Source organism: Azospirillum fermentarium, from assembly GCF_025961205.1.
Lineage (GTDB): Bacteria > Pseudomonadota > Alphaproteobacteria > Azospirillales > Azospirillaceae > Azospirillum > Azospirillum fermentarium.
In genome coordinates this window covers 692164-710272 of sequence record NZ_JAOQNH010000001.1, presented here as the reverse complement: position 1 = coordinate 710272, position 18109 = coordinate 692164, and the positions used below count along the sequence as shown (strand labels likewise).

Below are 18109 nucleotides of genomic sequence, written 5' to 3'. Positions count from 1 at the left end.
TGTCATGTTGGTCCCGCTCATCTCGGCTTCGCTCACTGAATAGAGGTGATGGCGCTCAGGCGCAGGATGGCCGCGGACGGCTCGGTCAGGCTGGGGAACCGCTCGGCGGTCATTGTCCAGCTTTTGCCGGCCTCGGTCAATTCATCGTCCGCCGTCTGTCCCTTGAGGAACAGGGCGGTGCCGCCGTGGCTCAGGAACGGGGCGGCCCACGACAGCAGCAGCGGCAGCGGGGCCAGCGCCCGCGCCGTCACCACGTCGGCGGCAAAGGGTGTCACCGCCTCAATCCGGCGGGTGTGGATGGTGACCGTGGTGCCGGTGGCCCGCGCCACTTCCCGCAGGAAGGCGCATTTGCGGGCATCCGCTTCGATCAGGTGAACCTCGGGCACGCCCATCACCGCCAGCACCAGACCGGGGAAGCCGGCGCCGCTGCCCAGATCCACCAGCGTGCGGACGCCGGAAGGCAGGTGCGGCCAGAGCTGGGCCGAATCGAACAGGTGGCGGTTCCAGGCGTCGTTCAGGGTTTTCGGCCCGACGAGGTTGATGGACGGCTGCCATTTGCGCAGCAGCCCCTCGTAAACCGTCAGACGCTCCAGTGTTTCACGTGAAACACCGGTGCGTTCCTGGAAAGTGGCGGCATCAACCGGCAGCACGGACATCACGGCGCTTCACATGACGGAGGAGGGCGACGAGGGCGGCGGGGGTCATCCCCGGAATGCGGGCGGCAGCCCCCAGGGTTTCCGGGCGGACCTGGATCAGCTTCTGCCGGATTTCCGCCGACAGGCTGCCGATGCCGGCCACGTCGAGATCGGCGGGCAGGGCCAGCGCCTCGTCCTTGCGGAAGGCGCGGATGTCGGCGTCCTGGCGTTCGAGATAGCCGGCGTACTTGCCGTCGATTTCCAACTGCTCGACCACGGCGCCGTCGATGACGGCCAGTTCCGGCCACACGCGGGACAGGGCCGCCACGTCGAGATCGGGATAGCGCAGCAGGTCGGCGGCGGTGCGGCGCACGCCGTCCTGATTGACGTTCAGCCCCTGGCGCTGCAGGTCCGACGGGGTGGCCGAGAGCGACCGGACCAGGGCGCGCCCGGCCTCCAGCGCCACCGCCTTACACTCGAAGGCATCGGCGCGGACGCTGCCGACGCAGCCGACCGAGATGCCCTTGGGCGTCAGCCGCTGGTCGGCGTTGTCGGCGCGCAGCAGCAGCCGGTATTCCGCCCGCGAGGTGAACATGCGGTACGGCTCGTTGGTGCCGCGGGTGATGAGGTCGTCGATCATCACGCCGATGTAGGCGTCGGCGCGGTCGAGCACGAAGCCTTCCGCGTTGCCACCCACCGCCCCACCGGTTGCAAGGGCGGCGTTGATGCCGGCCATCAACCCCTGGGCCGCCGCTTCCTCATACCCCGTGGTGCCGTTGATCTGCCCGGCGAGGAACAGGCCCGGCACCCGCTTGGTTTCCAGCGTCGCCTTCAGCTCGCGCGGGTCCACGAAGTCGTATTCGATGGCGTAGCCAGGGCGCAGCATCACCACCTTTTCCAGACCCGGCATGGACGCCAGGATGCCCAACTGCACATCGCGCGGCAGGGAGGTGGAAATGCCGTTGGGGTAGACGGTGGGATCGTCCAACCCCTCCGGCTCCAGGAAGATCTGATGCCGGTCCTTGTCGGCGAAGCGCACCACCTTGTCCTCGATGGAGGGGCAGTAGCGCGGGCCGGTGCCCTGGATCTGGCCGGAGTACATGGGCGCCCGGTGCAGGTTGGCGCGGATCAGCGCGTGGGCTTCCGGCGTCGTCCAGGTCACGGCGCACGCCACCTGCGGCGTGGTGATTTTCTCCGTCAGAGTGGAGAAGGGCGGCGGCGGCTCGTCGCCCGGCTGGGATTCCAGGGCTGCCCAGTCGATGGTGCGCCCGTCCAGCCGCGGCGGGGTGCCGGTCTTCAGCCGCCCGAGCGGGAAGCCCAGACGGGACAGCGCCGCCGACAGGCCCAGCGACGGCGGCTCGCCGATGCGGCCCGCCGGTGTCTTTTCCTCGCCCAGATGGATCAGCCCGCGCAGAAAGGTGCCGGTGGTCAGCACCACCGCAGCGGCGCGGATCGCCTCACCGCCGGCGGTGACCACGCCGGTGATACGGCCATCGTGGGTGAGCAGGTCTTCCACCGCCTGGCCGTCGATGGTCAGGTTGGGCTGTTCCGCCAGGGCGGCCTGCATGGCTTCGCGGTACAGGCGGCGGTCGGCCTGGGCGCGGGGGCCGCGGACTGCCGGTCCCTTGCTGCGGTTCAGGATGCGGAACTGGATGCCGCCGCGGTCGATCACCCGGCCCATCAACCCGTCGAGGGCGTCGATCTCACGGACCAGATGGCCCTTGCCCAACCCACCGATGGCGGGGTTGCAGGACATCTCGCCGATGGTCTCAACCTTGTGAGTCAGGAGCAGGGTGGCGGCACCCATGCGGGCCGCCGCGGCAGCCGCTTCGCATCCGGCGTGACCGCCGCCAACCACGATGATATCGAATGTGCGCATAGGCGGTACTCTAGGCGGAATCGCCCAAAACGCCAAGGGGGCACATGCTGCGTTTGCGCATGTGCCCCCTTGGGAAACGCCGTGCCACCCCATGTTTCACGTGAAACATGGGGTGCACCGCTCATTTGCCGATGCAGAAATCCCGGAAGATCACGTCCAGCAGATCCTCCACATCCACCCGCCCGGTGATGCGGCCCAGCGCCCGGCTGGCCAGACGCACATCCTCCGCCGCCAGTTCCGGCAGCGGGGCGGACAGCGCCCGCTGCAGGGCGGCGGTGCATTCCTCCAGCGCCCCGCGGTGCCGTGCCCGCGTCAGGGCCGGGGCGCCGCCGGCCGCTAGACGGTCGGCGCTCAACGCCGTCAAACGCGCCTCCAGTGCTGCGATGCCGTCACCCGAGCGGGCCGACAGGGGCAGGGCCGGGTGACCGTCCACCGCGGCCCCGGCGGGCAGGGCGGCGGCGACGTCGGCCTTGTTCAGAACCACCACCGTGTCGGCGTCCAGCAGCGCGCGGGTGTCGGCGTCCAGGTCCGGCCACAGGGTGCCATCGAACACCGCCACCTTGACGTCGGCCTGTTCGGCGCGGCGGCGGGCACGGCGCACCCCCTCTGCCTCCACCTCGTCGGCGGTGTCGCGCAGGCCGGCGGTGTCGGCCAGGATCACCGGGTAGCCGCCGAGGTCGAGGTGGACTTCCACCACGTCGCGGGTGGTGCCGGCGTGGGCGGAGACGATGGCGGCGTCCCGCCGGGCCAGCGCGTTCAGCAGGCTGGACTTGCCGGCGTTGGGGGCGCCGATGATGGCGATGTGCAACCCCTCGCGCAGCCGCTCGCCGCGGCCCCCGTCGTTCAGGTGGGCGGCGATCTCGGCGGCCAGCGCGGTCAGCACCGGGCGCACGGCGTCGGACACGCCGCCGGGCAGATCCTCGTCGGGGAAGTCGATGTCGGCCTCCAGATGGGCGAGCGCGCGGGTCAGCCGCTCCCGCCAGCGGTCGTAGAGACGGCCAAGTTCCCCCTCCATCTGGCGCAGGGCCTGGCGCCGTTGGGCGGCGGTTTCGGCGTCGATCAGGTCGGCGACGGCTTCCGCCGCGGTCAGGTCGAACTTGCCGTTCTCGAACCCGCGGCGGGTGAACTCACCGGGTTCGGCGACGCGCAGGCCGGGCAGGGCGCCCAGCGCCTGGGTCACCGCCGCCACCACGGCGCGGCCGCCGTGGAGATGAAGTTCCACCACATCCTCGCCGGTGAAGCTGCGGGGGGCGGGGAACCACAGCACCAGCGCGTCGTCCAGAACGGCCCCGTCGTCGGGGCTGCGCAGGCGGGCCAGGGTGGCCATGCGGGGGGCGGGCAGCGGGCGAGTGGTCGGGGGGCGGGTGGTCAGGGCCGCCAGCGCCGCACCGGCGCCGGGGCCCGAAACGCGAACCACCGCCACACCGGATCGGCCGGGGGCGGTGGCGAGCGCGAAGATGGTCGCGTCCATGAACTCGATTGACCGTCTTGGAAGAGAGGGAAAGGTCAGCCCATCTGATCGGGGCGCAGGGTCTTCTGATCGGGCTGGAGCATCAGCCGGTCCACCCGCCGGCCTTCGGTCAGGTGAACGGTCAGGATCTCTTCCACATCCGCCACCGAGTGGAAGGTGTACCACACCCCCTCGGGGTAAATGACCATGGCCGGCCCCAGCTCGCAGCGGTCCAGGCAACCGGCAGCGTTCACGCGGATGCGCCCCTCCAGCCCCAGCTCCTTGGAGCGGGCCTTCATATAGTCGCGCAGCTTCTCCGACCCGCGGGCCGCACAGCTTCCCCGCTTGTGCCCGTCGGGGCGGCGGTTGGTGCAGATGAAGACGTGGGCGTCGAAGTAGAGTGTGGGATCGGTCACTTACGCGGTTCCTTGCTGCTGCTGCCGAGCGCCGAGGCCATCTGGGACCAGAAGGCTTTCTGAATCTGCTCCACCCCCTGGATGCCGGCGGGCAGCCAGGTCTTGAACATGGTCTCCGGGTCCATGGCGTTCATGTTCGCCATCATCCGGTCCTGCATTTCACGCATCAGCGCGTCCTGCATGGGCTTCACGTCGGGGAGGCCGAAGAAGGCCCGAGCCTCCGCCGGGGTGCAGTCGATATCGACGGAAATTTTCATCTGGGCAATTTCCTCAGCGCGCGGATGTTTCCAGCGGGGGGAAAGAACCCCATACTCAAGGGGTTCGGATCTCTGACGGGCGGGGCGCCACGCCGCCCTTGCCGTATCAGTATATGTGCGATCCACGTCCCGCGCCACCACGCCGGGCGCGACACCGTTACCACCGGATGGGTTATGCCGATGACCGACACCTCTCAGGGCCGGAACCTCCTGGGGTTTGAGACCAGCCCCTATCTGCTCCAGCACCGGGACAACCCGGTCCACTGGGTGCCATGGGGGGAGGCGGCCTTTGCCCGCGCCCGTGCGGAGAACAAGCCGGTGCTGCTGTCGGTGGGCTATGCCGCCTGCCACTGGTGCCACGTGATGGCGCACGAATCCTTCGAGAACCCGGCCATCGCCGCGGTGATGAACGACCTGTTCGTCTGCATCAAGGTGGACCGGGAGGAACGGCCCGACGTGGACCACATCTACCAGAACGCGCTCGGCCTGCTGGGCCAGCCGGGGGGATGGCCGCTGACCATGTTCCTGACGCCCGACGCCGAGCCGTTCTGGGGCGGCACCTATTTCCCGCCGGCCCCCCGCTATGGCCGCCCCGGTTTCGTGGAGGTGCTGCAGGGGGTGGCCGACACCTACCACCGGGAACCGGCCAAGGTGACCCGCAATGTGGAGGCGCTGAAGGACGCCCTGACCCAGATGGCGGAGAACCGCAGCGGTGATCCGGGGATCGACCCCACCATCCTCAACCGCATCGCCGCCCGGCTGGTGCAGGAGGTGGACCCGGTTCACGGCGGCATCGGACAGGCGCCGAAGTTCCCCCAGGTTCCCATCTTCGGCCTGCTGTGGCGGGCGGCCCTGCGCACCGGACGGCCCGACCTGTACGACGCCGTGACCCGCACCCTGACCGCCATGAGCCAGGGCGGGATTTACGACCATCTGGGCGGCGGCTTCGCCCGCTATTCGGTGGACGACCGCTGGCTGGTGCCGCACTTCGAAAAGATGCTCTACGACAACGCCCAACTGATGGAGCTGCTGACCCTCGTCTGGCAGGACAGCCGCACGCCGCTGTTCGCCGAGCGTGTCCACGGGATCGCCGATTGGGTGCTGCGGGAGATGGTGGCCGAGGGCGGCGGCTTCGCCAGCACGCTGGATGCCGACAGCGAGGGGGAGGAGGGCCTCTTCTACATCTGGAACGTGGACGAGATCGACCGCCTGCTGGGCGGGGACGCGGCCCTGTTCAAGCGCGTCTACGACATCACGCCCGCGGGCAATTTCGAAGGGGCCAGCATCCCCAACCGCATCGGCCACCCCGACCCGCTGAGCGCGGCGGAGGAGGACACGCTGGCCCGCTGCCGCGCCGTCCTGCTGGCCGAGCGGTCCACGCGGGTGCGCCCCGGCTGGGACGACAAGGTGCTGGCCGACTGGAACGGGCTGATGATCGCCGCCCTGGCCGGTGCCGGACAGGTGTTCGCCCAGCCCGCCTGGATCGCCGCCGCCCGTGATGCCTTCGCCTTCGTCACCACGACCATGAGCACCGGCGGGCGGCTGGTCCATGCCTGGCGGGCGGGCCAGGGGCGGGGCAGCGCCACGCTGGACGATTACGCCGCCATGGCCCGCGCCGCCCTGGCCCTGGCCGAGGCCACCGGGGATCAGGCGTATGTGGCCCAGGCCGCGGCCTGGACCGGGGTGCTCGACCGCCATTACTGGGACGGGGAGCGCGGCGGCTATTTCTTCACCGCCGACGACGCCGAGGGGCTGATCGTCCGCATCAAGTCGGTCCACGACGCCGCCACCCCCAACGGCAACGGCACCATGGTGGAGGTGCTGGCCCGCCTGTACGCCCTGACCGGGGAGGAGCGTTACCGCACCCGCGCCGACGCCCTCGTCGCCGCCTTCGCCGGGGAGCTGGGGCGGAACTTCTTCCCCCTGGCCACCTTCCTCAACGGGCTGGAACTGGTCACCGACCCGCTGCAGATCGTCATCGCTGGCGATCCCGACGGGGCGGACACCCGGGCGCTTGCCCGCACGGTGCTGGACCGGGCGCTGCCGGGCCGCATCCTGACCATCGCCGCACCGGGGCAGGCCCTGCCGCCCGGCCACCCGGCGGCGGGCAAGACCATGACCGGCGGCGCGGCCACCGCCTATGTCTGCCGCGGCATGACCTGCGCCGCGCCGGTCACCACCCCTGCAGCCCTGGCCTCCAGCCTGGATGCCATCGCGGAGGCGCAGGCATGACCGCCCGCCGCATCACCATCGACAGCCCGCTCGGCCCCCTGACCATCACCGCCCGGGACGGGGCGGTGACCGTGCTGGACTGGGGCGGGGGGGACGGCACCGTGTCCGGCGACCCGCTGCTGGACGAGGCGGCGGCGCAACTGGACGCCTATTTCACGGGACGCCTGCAGCGCTTCGACCTGCCGCTGCAGCCCGCCGGCACCGCCTTTCAGCGGCGGGTGTGGGATCTGATGCTGACCATCCCCTATGGCCAGACCTGGACCTACGGCACCATGGCCCGGCATCTGGGCAGTGCGGCGCGGGCGGTGGGGGGTGCCTGCGGGCGCAACCCCATTCCCATCATCATTCCCTGTCACCGGGTGGTCGGCGGCGGCACCAGCCCCGGCGGCTATTCCGGCCAGGGCGGCCTGATCACCAAGGCCCATCTTCTCGATCTGGAGCGGCGCCACGCGCTGCAGCCGGCAACCTGACACGCGCTCAAAAAGAAGGGACGAGAGACATGGTTCATGCGGTCCGCATCCACGAGTACGGCGGCCCCGAAGCCCTGCGGTGGGAAGAGGTCACGGTCGGCGACCCCGGCCCCGGCGAGGTCCGCCTGCGCCACACCGCCGTCGGGCTGAACTACATCGACACCTATCACCGCTCCGGCGCCTACACGCTGCCGCAGTTGCCCTGCATCATCGGCGTCGAGGCCGCCGGGGTGGTGGAGGCGGTGGGCGAGGGCGTGTCGCTGAAGCCCGGCGACCGCGTGGCCTACGCCGGTCCCATGGGTGCCTATGCCGAAGCCCGCATCGCCCCCGCCGACCGCATGATCCCGCTGCCGAGCTGGATCGGCGACGAGCAGGCCGCGGCCATGATGCTGCAGGGCATGACCGCCCAGTTCCTCCTGCGCTCCACCTATGTGGTCAAGCCGGGCGACACCATCCTGGTCCAGGCCGCCGCCGGGGGGGTCGGGCTGCTGCTGTGCCAATGGGCCAAGCACCTGGGCGCCACCGTCATCGGCACCGTCAGCACCGAGGAAAAGGCCGAGCTGGCCCGCGCCCACGGCTGCGACCATCCCATCCTCTACACCAGGACCGACTTCGTGGCCGAGGTGAAGCGGCTGACCGGCGGGGCCGGCGTGCCGGTGGTCTATGACGGGGTGGGGCGCACCACCTTCCTGCCCGGCTTCGACTGCCTGCAGCCCCGCGGGCTGATGGTGCTGTTCGGCGCCGCGTCGGGGGCGCCCGATCCGCTGGACCTGCAGGTGCTGGCGGCCAAGGGATCGCTCTACGTCACCCGGCCCACCCTGTTCACCTACATCGCCAAGCGCGACGACATGATGGCGTCCGCCGCCGAACTGTTCGAGGTGGTCCACTCCGGCGGGGTGACCATCACTGTGGGGCAGCGGTTCGCGCTGAAGGATGCGGCCGAGGCGCACCGGGTGCTGCAGGCCCGCGGGACGACGGGATCGACGGTGCTGGTCCCCTGATCGGCTGGGCTACCGCCCGAACCCCCTTTGTCTTTATCGATAAAAAGAGGGGGAGGTTTGGAGGCGTCAGCCTCCAAACGGGGCCGGGGCGGTAGCCCCGGTTACTCCGCCAGCCAGAGCGCGTTCTTCAACTGGCCGAGCATGGTCTTGTGCGCCTCAAGCTCCTCCGCCGTCGGGGCGTGGGGGCGCGGCTCGCGGCGGGTGCGGGTGCCCGTACCACCGGCCTCCTGTGACCGCCGGGCCACGGGGGCGCCGGTCAGGGACAGGCCGGCCTGACGCCCGCCCAGCAGTTCCAGATAGACTTCGGCCAGAAGCTGGGCATCGAGCAGCGCCCCGTGAAACGTACGGCCGGAATTGTCCACCCCGAAGCGTTTGCACAGGGCGTCCAGGGTGGCCGGCGCGCCGGGGAACTTCTGCCGGGCCATCATCAGCGTGTCGATGGCGTTGTTCTTCAGCTCGGGATAGCCCAGCAGCTTCAGTTCCCAGCGCAGGAACTTCATGTCGAAGGATGCGTTGTGGATCACCAGCGGGGAGTCGCCGATGAAGGCCACGAACTCCGCCGCCACCGTCTCGAACACCGGCTTGTCGGCCAGGAACTCGTCGGTCAGGCCGTGGACCGCCGCCGCTTCCGGCGGCACCGGGCGTTCGGGGTTGATGTAGACGTGGAAGCGGTTGCCCGTCTGCACATGGTTCACCAGCTCCAGACAGCCGATTTCCACCAGCCGGTGCCCTTCCTCCGGCTTGAAGCCGGTGGTTTCCGTGTCCAGCACGATCTCACGCATCGCCGCCAACCCCATCTGAGAAAATCGTTACGCACCCGTTCTACGGAAAACCCGCGGCGAAAGACGTTTCGCCCGCGTTATTATTTCCCGCAGAGCCCTTGCGGTGTAAGCCTTTCCCAGCCCGCTGGGAATGATGAAGTCCGCCCGCCGCCGTTTCTTGGCATCGGGCATCTGGCGGGCCAGGATGCCGGCCAGCTTCTCCGGCGTCATGCCGGGGCGGGCCAGCACGCGGGCGCGCTGGATGGCGGCGGGGGCGCTGACCACCATCACCGCGTCCACCCGCTTGTCCGCCCCCGTCTCATAAAGCAGCGGGATGTCGAGCACCGCCACCGGCACCCGCCGCCGCGCCTGGATACGCAGGAACCGGCGCTGCGCCGCCCGCACCCGCGGGTGGATGATCGCCTCCAGCCGCGCCAGGGCGGCAGGGTTGCCGAACACCGCCGCCCCCAGCGCCTGCCGGTCCACGACCCCATCCCGCACCACGCCGGGGAAGGCGGCGGCGATGGGGGCCACGGCATCCCCGCCACGGGCCAGCAGCCCATGGACGATGGCGTCGGAATCGCACACCGGCACCCCCATCCGCCGCAGCATCCGGGCGGCGGTGCTCTTGCCCATGCCGATGGACCCGGTAAGGCCGAGGACGATCATCGTACGGGTTACCCGGCCAGAACCGCGCGGCGCAGATCCTCGTCCACCACCGGCTCGGTGCCGAACCAGGCGGCGAAGCCGGGGCGGGCCTGATGCAGCAGCATCCCCAGACCGTCCACGATGCGGTTGCCGCGGGCGTGGGCGTCGTGCAGCAGCGGCGTCATCAGCGGCGTGTACACGATGTCGGTCACTACCGCAGTGCGGGGCAGGGCGTCGAGACGCAGGTCCAGCGACGGCTCCCCATGCATGCCTTGCGTGGTGGTGTTGACCACCAGGGCGGCACTGTCCAGCGCCGTTTCACGTGAAACCCAATCGACCACAGTGACGGCACCGCCGATCTCCGCCGCCAGCACCTCCGCCCGTTCGCGGGTGCGGTTGGTCAGGCGCACCTCGGGCGCGCCGGCGTCCAGCAGGGCGGCGACGATGGCCCGCGAGGCACCGCCGGCCCCGATCACCACCGCCGGGCCGGTTTCCGCCTGCCACCCTGCAGCCCCGTCGCGCAGGTTTTCCAGAAAGCCGAAGCCGTCGGTGTTGCTGCCGGTCAGCATGCCGTCGGCGCCGACGACGATGGTGTTGACCGCCCCGGCCCGCCGGGCGGTGGCGTCCATCACATCCACGGTGGCCGCCGCCACCTCTTTATGAGGAACCGTGACGTTGCAGCCGCGGAAGCCCAGGGCGGGCAGGGCGCGGATGGCAACATCCGCCCGGTCCGGTGAAACCGACAGGGGCACATAGGCGCCGTCGATGCGGTAACGCTCCAGCCAATGGCCGTGCAGCCGGGGCGAGCGTGAATGCCCCACCGGCCAGCCCATCACCCCGGCCACCTTGGCCTTGCCACTCAACATCATGGTGTCACGATCCCCCGTTCGCGCAAGAAACCCAAGAGCGGCAGCAGCGGCAGGCCGAGGATGGTGAAGAAGTCCCCCTCCACCCGCTCGAAAAGCTGCGCCCCCAACCCTTCCAGATGATAGGCGCCCACCGACGACAGCACGCCGTCGCCGCAGCCCTGCAGATAGCCGTCGAGAAAGCCGTCGGTAAAGGCCCGCATGGTCAGGCGGGCGTCGTCGATGCCCCGCCACACCACCGCGCCGTCCTGCACCACCGCCGCGGCGCTGACCAGCCGGTGGGTGCGGCCGCGCAAGCGGCGGAGCTGGTCCGCCGCCCCGGCCCGCCCCGCAGGCTTGTCGAACCACCGTCCTTCACAATCCAGCATCTGGTCGGCGCCCAGCACCAGGGCGCCGGGATGGCGCACGGCCACGGTGCTGGCCTTGGCCTCGGCCAGCCGTTCGGCCACCTGTTCGACACTGCAGCCGCCGGCCCGGCCCGCGGCCTTGACCGCATCCTCGTCCACGTCCGCGGGATCGCAAATGACGGTGACCCCGGCCCGCTCCAGCATCCCGGCCCGCGTCCGCGAGGCCGAGGCGAGGATCAGAGGCGTCACGACGGTTTGCTCCCACCGCCGCCGCCCGGCAGCACCCCGCCGGGGTTGACTCCGGCAAAGGCGCCGCTCTGGCGTTTGGCCAACAGCATCATGATTTCCGCCGCCGTCTCTTCGATGGACCGGCGGCTGACGTCGATCACCGCCCAGCCGTTGCGGGTGTAGAGCCGGCGGGCGTCGATCACCTCCTGCCGCACATCCTCGGGGTCCACATAGGTGGACTGCTCGCTCTGGTTCAACAGCTTCAGCCGGTTGCGGCGGATCTGCACCAGCCGGTCGGGATCCTTGGTCAGGCCGACGATCAGGGGCCGGGTGAGCTGGAACAGCTCCGGCGGCAGGGGGCAGCCGGGCACCACCGGGATGTTGGCCGCCTTCACCCCGCGGTTGGCAAGGTAGATGCAGGTGGGGGTCTTGGACGTGCGCGACACGCCCAGCAGCACCACGTCGGCCTCGTGCAGATCCCACGAGGACTGGCCGTCGTCGTGGGTCAGGGCGAAGTCCATGGCGTCCATGCGCCCGAAATATTCGGCGTCGAGCGCGTGCTGGCGGCCCGGCTGCCGCTGGGATTCCTCGCCCAGGAAGGCAGCCAGCGCGTTGATCAGCGGGTCCAGCACCGGGATGCACGGCACCTGTTCGGCACGGCAGAAGTCCTGCAGCCGGCGGCGCAGCTTCTCATCCACCAGCGTGAACATCACCAGCCCGCGGTGCTCGCGGATGCCCTCCAGCACCAGATCGAGCTGGCGGTCGGTGCGGACCAGATTCCAGAAATGCTCGGTGGGCCGGACCTGATCGAACTGGATCACGCAGGCCCGCGCCACGCTGTTGATGGTTTCGCCGGTGGCATCCGAAACCAGATGCAGATGGAACTCTTTCATGGTCCGCCAAATCTTGTGGAGAAAACCGGCCAAAGGTGTGGAAAAGCGGTATGGGGTGGAATAATCCCCATCGGCGGGACTCCCCACACCCCGGACCACACCCAGTGGGACAGAATCCCCGGCCTGTTCGGAAGCTGGGGGATTCTGGTTTCCGGGTGGCTGCGGCTGCAGCTTATCCCCGATTCACCCACCGTTGAAGCCCCTGTGTTTCCGCCATCTGTGGCATAAATGCCCGGAGTCATCCACAGGTAGGCCGGATCGGGCCGTAAGCTGCAGACGCAGTGTGGATGAATCCGGGGTTAGAGGGGATTCACGATTCCCACAGGCATCCATCTCATCCTCTTCCTTTCTATCTATAAAAAGAATAGTGAGTAGGGGTGTGTAGAAACCCGTCGCGTTTTCTGAAACGAAGGATGCCTGCCGGTGCCTGATACGTCCAAGCCGATGCTCGCCGCCCTTGCCGGTCAGACCCAGACCCGGCCTCCGTTCTGGCTCATGCGTCAGGCGGGCCGCTATCTGGCGGAATACCGGGCGGTGCGGGCCAAGGCCGGCGGCTTCCTCGACCTGTGCTACAACCCGGATCTGGCGGTGGAGGTGACCCTGCAGCCGATCCGCCGGTACGGCATGGACGCGGCCATCCTGTTCTCCGATATTCTGGTGGTTCCCCACGCGCTTGGCCAGCCGCTGGCCTATCTGGAGGGCGAGGGGCCGAAGCTCGATCCCGTGCGCACGGTGGCGGGGCTGCAGCGCCTGTCCATGGAGCGCTTCCACGAGACGCTGGCGCCGGTCTACGAGACGGTCGGCCGGCTGTCCCGTGAACTGCCGAAGGAGACGACGCTGATCGGCTTTGCCGGCGCGCCGTGGACCGTGGCGAGCTACATGGTCGAGGGCGGCGGGTCCAAGGAATACAGCCACATCAAGTCGTGGGCCTACGGCGACCCTGCAGGCTTCGCCAAGCTCATGGACCTGCTGGTGGAATCGACGACCGAATACCTGTCCCGCCAGATCCAGGCGGGGGCGGAGGTGGTCCAGCTTTTCGACTCCTGGGCCGGCGTGCTGCCGGAAACCGCCTTCCGCCGCTGGGTGATCGAGCCGACCCGCCGCATCGTCGCCGGGCTGAAGGCGCGCCACCCTGCAGTGCCGGTGATCGGCTTCCCCCGCGCCGCCGGGCTGATGTACGAGGCCTACGCCGCCGAGACGGGCGTGGACGCGGTGGGGCTGGACACCATGATCCCGGTGTCGTGGGCGGCGAAGACCCTGCAGCCCCGTCTGCCGGTGCAGGGCAACCTGGACCCGATCCTGCTGGTGACCGGCGGGCAAGCGCTGCAGGACGCGGTGCACGGGATCCTGTCGGCGCTGAACGACGGGCCGTTCGTCTTCAACCTCGGCCACGGCATCACCCAGGTGACCCCGCCCGACAACGTGGCCGAACTGACCCGCCTGCTGCGCACCTGGCCGGAGTGGCGGTAAGGGAAGGGGCTGGACAAGCGGGCGCTTCCACCCCAGCTTAGGCGGGCCGGAAACGGCCCTGCCACAGCCTGACCCCGTGAAGCCTGCCCATCATGTCCCGCACCGCCGTCGTCCTGTTCAACCTGGGTGGCCCCGACAGCCCCCAGGCCGTCCGCCCGTTTCTCCGGAACCTGTTCAGCGATCCGGCCATCCTGCAGGTGCCGGGGCCGGTGCGGTGGGTTCTGGCCCGGCTGATCTCCCGCCGGCGGGACAAGGCGGCCCAGGCCATCTACGCCCATCTGGGCGGCCGCTCACCCCTGCTGCCCAACACCCAGGCGCAGGCCGCGGCGCTGCAGGCGGCGCTGCAGGCACCGGGGGAAGAAGTGCGCTGCTTCATCGCCATGCGCTACTGGCACCCCTTCACCGAGCAGGCGGTGGCGGAGGTGACGGCGTTCGCGCCCGACCGCATCGTGCTGCTGCCGCTCTACCCGCAGTTCTCCACCACCACCACCGGCTCGTCGGTCACGGCGTGGACGGCGGCGGCGGCCCAGGCGGGGCTGCAGGTTCCCACCCACACCGTTTGCTGCTACCCCAGCGAGGCGGGGTTCATCGCCGCCATGGCGGGGCTGGTGCGCCCGGCCTATGACGCGGCAGCGGCCCACGGCACGCCGCGGGTGCTGTTCTCCGCCCATGGGCTGCCCAAAAAGGTGGTGGAGCGTGGCGACCCGTATCAGCATCAGTGCGAGCGCACCGCGGCGGCGCTGGCCGCGGCGCTGCAGATCCCCGGCCTGGACTGGCTGAACAGCTACCAGAGCCGTGTGGGGCCGCTGGAATGGATCGGCCCGGCCACCGATGCCGAGATCGAGCGGGCGGGCCGCGACGGCGTGCCGGTGGTGGTGGTCCCCATCGCCTTCGTCTCCGAGCATTCGGAAACGCTGGTGGAGCTGGGCATTGAATACCGCCATCTGGCGCAGGAATGCGGCGTGCCGTACTTTGCCGTCGTGCCGACGGTGGGGGACGATCCCGCCTTCATCAACGGTCTGGCCGGGCTGGTGCACGCCAGCCTGCAGCGCCCCGGTCTGTGCTCCCAGAACGGCGGGCGGCTGTGCCCTGCAGGGTTCACGGGCTGTCCGCAGCGGTAAGGGCGGTATCAATCAGGGGAAACGCGATGCTTTATCTGTGGATCAAGGCGCTGCACGTCATCAGCGTCATCGCCTGGATGGCGGGGATGCTGTACCTGCCGCGGCTCTACGTCTATCACGCCAGCGCCGCACCGGGGTCGGAGGCGTCGGAGACGTTCAAGGTGATGGAACGGCGGCTGCTGAAGGCCATCACCACCCCGGCCATGATCGCCAGCCTGATCTTCGGCATCGCCATGCTGGTGATGACGCCGGAATGGCTGAAGCAGGGGTGGCTGCACGCCAAGCTGACCTGCGTGCTGGGCCTGCTGGCGGTGCACGGGCTGCTGGCCCGCTCCCGCCGGGAGTTCGCCGAGGACCGCAACACCCGCAGCCCGCGCTATTACCGCGTGGTGAACGAGGTGCCGACGGTCCTGATGATCGCCATCGTCATCTTCGTCATCGTCAAGCCCTTCTGAACAGGGGCTTGGCGGCTTCGGCCAGCAGGAACACCGCCACCCCCGCGGCGGCGGTGGTCAGCCAGTCATCGGCCCTCAGGCCGGTGGTGCCGAACAGGGCCTGCAGCGGTGGGGCGTGGGTGAAGGCCGCCTGCAGCCCGACGATCAGGCCGGCGCTGATCCACGCCGCCCGTCCGGGGCGGGTGCCCCGCCACACCGGACCCAGCCCGGTGCGGGCGTTGAACAGAAACCCGATCTCCCCCGCCACCAGGGCGTTCACCGCCACCGTGCGGGCGACCTCGGCCCCTTCGCCCTGGTGGTACAGGAACAGCCCGTAGCTGGCTGCGACCAGCAGCCCGGCCACCACCGCCATGTACCCGGCCCAGGGCAGGGGCAGGATCGGTTCCCGCGGCGGGCGGGGCGGCTGGGCCATGATGCCCGGCTCCGCCGGTTCGAACGCCAGGGCCAGACCCAGCGTCACCGCGGTCACCATGTTGATCCACAGGATCTGCACCGGGGTGATGGGCAGGGTGCCGCCCGCCAGCACCGCCGCCAGGATCACCAGCGCCTGCCCGCCGTTGGTGGGCAGCAGGAACAGGATGGTCTTGCGCAGGTTGGCGTAGACGGTGCGCCCCTCTTCCACCGCGTGGGCGATGCTGGCGAAATTGTCGTCGGCCAGCACCATGTCGGCGGCCTCCTTCGCCGCCTCGGTGCCCATGATGCCCATGGACACGCCGACGTCGGCGCGTTTGAGGGCCGGGGCGTCGTTCACCCCGTCGCCGGTCATCGCCACCGTCAGGCCGCCGGCCTGCAGGGCGGTGACCAGCCGCAGCTTGTGTTCGGGGGCGGTGCGGGCGAACACGTCGGTATCCAGGGCAGCATCCTGCAGACCCGCGTCGTCCAGCCGGTCGAGATCGGCCCCGGTCAGCACCCGGCCATCCTCGGCCAGTCCGAAGCGGCGGGCGATGGCGACGGCGGTGGCGGCGTGATCGCCGGTGATCATCTTGACCGCGATGCCGGCCCGGCGGCACTCGGCCACCGCGGCCCGGGCCTCCTCCCGCGGCGGGTCGATCAGGCCGCAGAGGCCGAGGAACTCCAGCCCGTCGCCGATGCCGTCCGCCTCCGCGGGGCAGGTGGGGTGGGTGCGGCGGGCAAGCGCCAGCACCCGCAGCCCCTGGGCGGCCATGGTCTCCACCCGTCCGGCCCAAGCGGCAGGGTCGATGCCGCTGCAGTGGGGCAGGATGCGTTCCGGGGCGCCTTTGACGTAGAGGATGCCGCCGCCGTCCGCCACCACCCGCTGCAGAACCGCCATCCACCCCCGTTCGGACTCGAACGGGATGGTGTCGTGACGGGGCAGGGCGGCGGTTTCGCGGGCGGGGTCCAGCCCCGCCTTGCGGGCGAAGACCAGCAGCGCCCCGTCGGTGGGGTCGCCGGTGACGCACCACGCCCCGTCCTCCCCCCGGCTCAGACCGGCGTCGTTGCACAGCAGGGCGGCGCGGGCCAGTTCGGTCAGGGCGCCGTCGTTTTCCGCCGGCTGGCCGGCGCTGCAGACCCGCCCCTCGGGCGCATAGCCGATGCCCTCGACCTCATAGGACACCGCGGGCGTCACGGCGGCCTGCACCGTCAGTTCGTTGCGGGTCAGCGTGCCGGTCTTGTCGGAACAGATCACCCCCACCGACCCCAGCGTTTCCACCGCCGGCAGGCGGCGGATGATGGCGTTGCGCCGGGCCATGCGGGTGACGCCGATGGCCAGCGTGATGGTCATCACCGCCGGCAGCCCCTCCGGGATCGCCGCCACGGCGAGCGCCACCGCCGCCATCACCATATCCACCCACGGCTCCCCCTGGACGAGGGCGCCGAAGGCGAAGACCGCCACCGTCACGCCGAGGATCGCCACCGTCAGCAGCCGCCCGAAGCGGTCCATCTGGGCCAGAAGCGGCGTGGTCAGGCTTTCCACCTTGGCCAGCATGCGCCCGACCCGGCCCAGTTCGGTGTGGTCGCCGGTGGCCACCACGATGCCCTGTCCCTGCCCCTCGGTCACCAGCGTGCCGGAAAAGGCCATGCTGGTGCGGTCGCCCAGGGGGGCATCGGGCGCCACCGGCGCCACCGTCTTGGACACCGGCACGGATTCCCCGGTCAAAGCCGCCTCCTGCACGCGCAGGCCCTTGGCATGGACCAGCCGCAGGTCGGCGGGCACCCGGTCGCCCGAGGCCAGCAGCACCCGGTCGCCGGGCACCAGCTCTTCCGCCGGGATGGTGCAGGGCCGCCCGCCGCGCAGCACCGCCGCCTGGGGCGACAGCATGGCGCGGATGGCGTCGAGCGCCTGTTCCGCCTTGCCCTCCTGCACGTACCCGATGACGGCGTTGATGACGACCACCCCGGCGATCACCGCCGCGTCCGCCGTTTCGCCCAGGGCCAGGGCCACCGCCCCGGCGGCCAGCAGCACATAGATCAGCGCGTTGTCGAACTGGCTCAGCAGCCGCTTCCACCCGGGGCGCTTGGGCGGCGGGGTCAGCCGGTTGGGGCCGTGGCGGTCCAGCCGGGCCGCGGCCTCGGCACTGTCCAGCCCGTGGCGGGGGCTGTCCAGATGACCGGCGGTCTCGTCGGGATCGCGGGCGTGCCATGGGTGGGGGTGGGGGGCAGAATGGGGGCGGGCATCGTCCATGGCCGTGCCTTCCGGTGGTTGCGGGATGCCTGGTGTACGTAGGCAAAAGGACGCGGGGGAAACAGGGGGTGCGGCTCTTTGCGCTGCCCGCATCCCCGCCCTGTGCCAAATGTGTATGACGTGGAAGAACGAATGATCCGTCTTTTGTTTGACTTGTCAGGGATGTTGGGATAACCATCTCCCTACCTGCAGGGCCGTCCGGTCCTGGCGGGCCTCACCTCTATATCCGGCGTTCCGGTCGCATTATGCCCGGCAGGCTCGGCGCACGGCGGTTTCCGCCGCTGGCGCGCCCCCGTTCGGCCTCTCCCCGAGGCTGGACCAGCCGTTCCCCGCCGC

17 protein-coding genes are annotated in these 18109 nt (G+C 70.1%); 6 read left to right on the top strand and 11 right to left on the bottom strand.

Annotated features, from left to right (window positions below):
- Positions 1–32 precede the first annotated feature (32 nt).
- From rsmG to M2352_RS03405, 5 genes are all read right to left on the bottom strand, one after another.
- Positions 33–656, bottom strand: a complete 624-nt coding sequence (gene rsmG / locus M2352_RS03425; RefSeq protein ID WP_264663105.1) for a 16S rRNA (guanine(527)-N(7))-methyltransferase RsmG — start codon at positions 654–656, stop codon at positions 33–35.
- A complete protein-coding gene (gene mnmG / locus M2352_RS03420; protein WP_264663104.1) occupies positions 637–2514 on the bottom strand; it encodes a tRNA uridine-5-carboxymethylaminomethyl(34) synthesis enzyme MnmG in 1878 nt (625 codons plus the stop codon). The genes rsmG and mnmG overlap by 20 nt, the downstream gene beginning before the upstream one ends.
- A gap of 121 nt (positions 2515–2635) precedes the next feature.
- Positions 2636–3985: a tRNA uridine-5-carboxymethylaminomethyl(34) synthesis GTPase MnmE gene (gene mnmE, locus M2352_RS03415; RefSeq protein ID WP_264663103.1), complete on the bottom strand. Its 1350-nt coding sequence runs from the start codon at positions 3983–3985 to the stop codon at positions 2636–2638.
- Positions 3986–4020: 35 nt separating this feature from the next.
- Positions 4021–4380, bottom strand: coding sequence for a (2Fe-2S) ferredoxin domain-containing protein (locus M2352_RS03410; protein ID WP_264663102.1), 360 nt, complete (start codon positions 4378–4380; stop codon positions 4021–4023).
- Positions 4377–4637, bottom strand: coding sequence for a DUF6489 family protein (locus M2352_RS03405; protein ID WP_264663101.1), 261 nt, complete (start codon positions 4635–4637; stop codon positions 4377–4379). Before M2352_RS03405 ends, M2352_RS03410 begins: the two co-directional genes overlap by 4 nt.
- Before the next feature lie 180 nt (positions 4638–4817).
- On the opposite strand from M2352_RS03405, the gene M2352_RS03400 reads away from it, so the two are divergent.
- The 3 genes from M2352_RS03400 to M2352_RS03390 are packed head-to-tail and all read left to right on the top strand — an operon-like array spanning position 4818 to position 8340.
- Positions 4818–6869: a thioredoxin domain-containing protein gene (locus tag M2352_RS03400; RefSeq protein ID WP_406567226.1), complete on the top strand. Its 2052-nt coding sequence runs from the start codon at positions 4818–4820 to the stop codon at positions 6867–6869.
- The gene (locus tag M2352_RS03395; protein ID WP_264663099.1) at positions 6866–7339 is read left to right on the top strand and encodes a methylated-DNA--[protein]-cysteine S-methyltransferase; all 474 of its coding nucleotides are present in this window, start codon (positions 6866–6868) and stop codon (positions 7337–7339) included. Before M2352_RS03400 ends, M2352_RS03395 begins: the two co-directional genes overlap by 4 nt.
- A 29-nt stretch (positions 7340–7368) precedes the next feature.
- Positions 7369–8340: a quinone oxidoreductase family protein gene (locus M2352_RS03390; RefSeq protein ID WP_264663098.1), complete on the top strand. Its 972-nt coding sequence runs from the start codon at positions 7369–7371 to the stop codon at positions 8338–8340.
- A 101-nt stretch (positions 8341–8441) separates the two neighbouring features.
- Here M2352_RS03390 and dnaQ read toward each other — a convergent pair whose 3' ends face one another.
- Genes dnaQ through M2352_RS03365 form a run of 5 tightly spaced genes read right to left on the bottom strand, consistent with a single transcriptional unit; the run spans position 8442 to position 12083 of the window.
- Complete coding sequence (gene dnaQ, locus M2352_RS03385) at positions 8442–9122, bottom strand: DNA polymerase III subunit epsilon (protein WP_264663097.1); 681 nt, start codon at positions 9120–9122, stop codon at positions 8442–8444.
- Positions 9123–9149: 27 nt separating this feature from the next.
- The gene (gene coaE, locus M2352_RS03380) at positions 9150–9770 is read right to left on the bottom strand and encodes a dephospho-CoA kinase (RefSeq protein WP_264663096.1); all 621 of its coding nucleotides are present in this window, start codon (positions 9768–9770) and stop codon (positions 9150–9152) included.
- 8 nt (positions 9771–9778) lie between these two features.
- Entirely contained in the window at positions 9779–10618 is an 840-nt protein-coding gene (locus M2352_RS03375; RefSeq protein WP_264663095.1) for a shikimate dehydrogenase, read from the bottom strand.
- Entirely contained in the window at positions 10615–11211 is a 597-nt protein-coding gene (locus tag M2352_RS03370) for a Maf family protein (RefSeq protein WP_264663094.1), read from the bottom strand. Before M2352_RS03370 ends, M2352_RS03375 begins: the two co-directional genes overlap by 4 nt.
- On the bottom strand, positions 11208–12083 hold the full coding sequence (locus M2352_RS03365; RefSeq protein ID WP_264663093.1) for a pyruvate, water dikinase regulatory protein: 876 nt from the start codon (positions 12081–12083) through the stop codon (positions 11208–11210). The genes M2352_RS03370 and M2352_RS03365 overlap by 4 nt, the downstream gene beginning before the upstream one ends.
- Positions 12084–12500: 417 nt before the next feature.
- On the opposite strand from M2352_RS03365, the gene hemE reads away from it, so the two are divergent.
- The 3 genes from hemE (at position 12501) to hemJ (ending at position 15129) form a co-directional block, all read left to right on the top strand.
- Positions 12501–13553 carry a uroporphyrinogen decarboxylase gene (gene hemE, locus M2352_RS03360; protein ID WP_264665295.1) on the top strand — a complete coding sequence of 351 codons (1053 nt, stop codon included), beginning with the start codon at positions 12501–12503 and terminating at the stop codon, positions 13551–13553.
- Between the two features lie 92 nt (positions 13554–13645).
- Entirely contained in the window at positions 13646–14674 is a 1029-nt protein-coding gene (hemH, locus tag M2352_RS03355) for a ferrochelatase (RefSeq protein WP_264663092.1), read from the top strand.
- A gap of 26 nt (positions 14675–14700) precedes the next feature.
- Positions 14701–15129: a protoporphyrinogen oxidase HemJ gene (hemJ, locus tag M2352_RS03350; protein WP_264663091.1), complete on the top strand. Its 429-nt coding sequence runs from the start codon at positions 14701–14703 to the stop codon at positions 15127–15129.
- Here hemJ and M2352_RS03345 read toward each other — a convergent pair.
- On the bottom strand, positions 15116–17773 hold the full coding sequence (locus M2352_RS03345; RefSeq protein WP_264663090.1) for a cation-translocating P-type ATPase: 2658 nt from the start codon (positions 17771–17773) through the stop codon (positions 15116–15118). The two genes, hemJ and M2352_RS03345, sit on opposite strands and share 14 nt — an antisense overlap.
- Between the last annotated feature and the right edge of the window lie 336 nt (positions 17774–18109).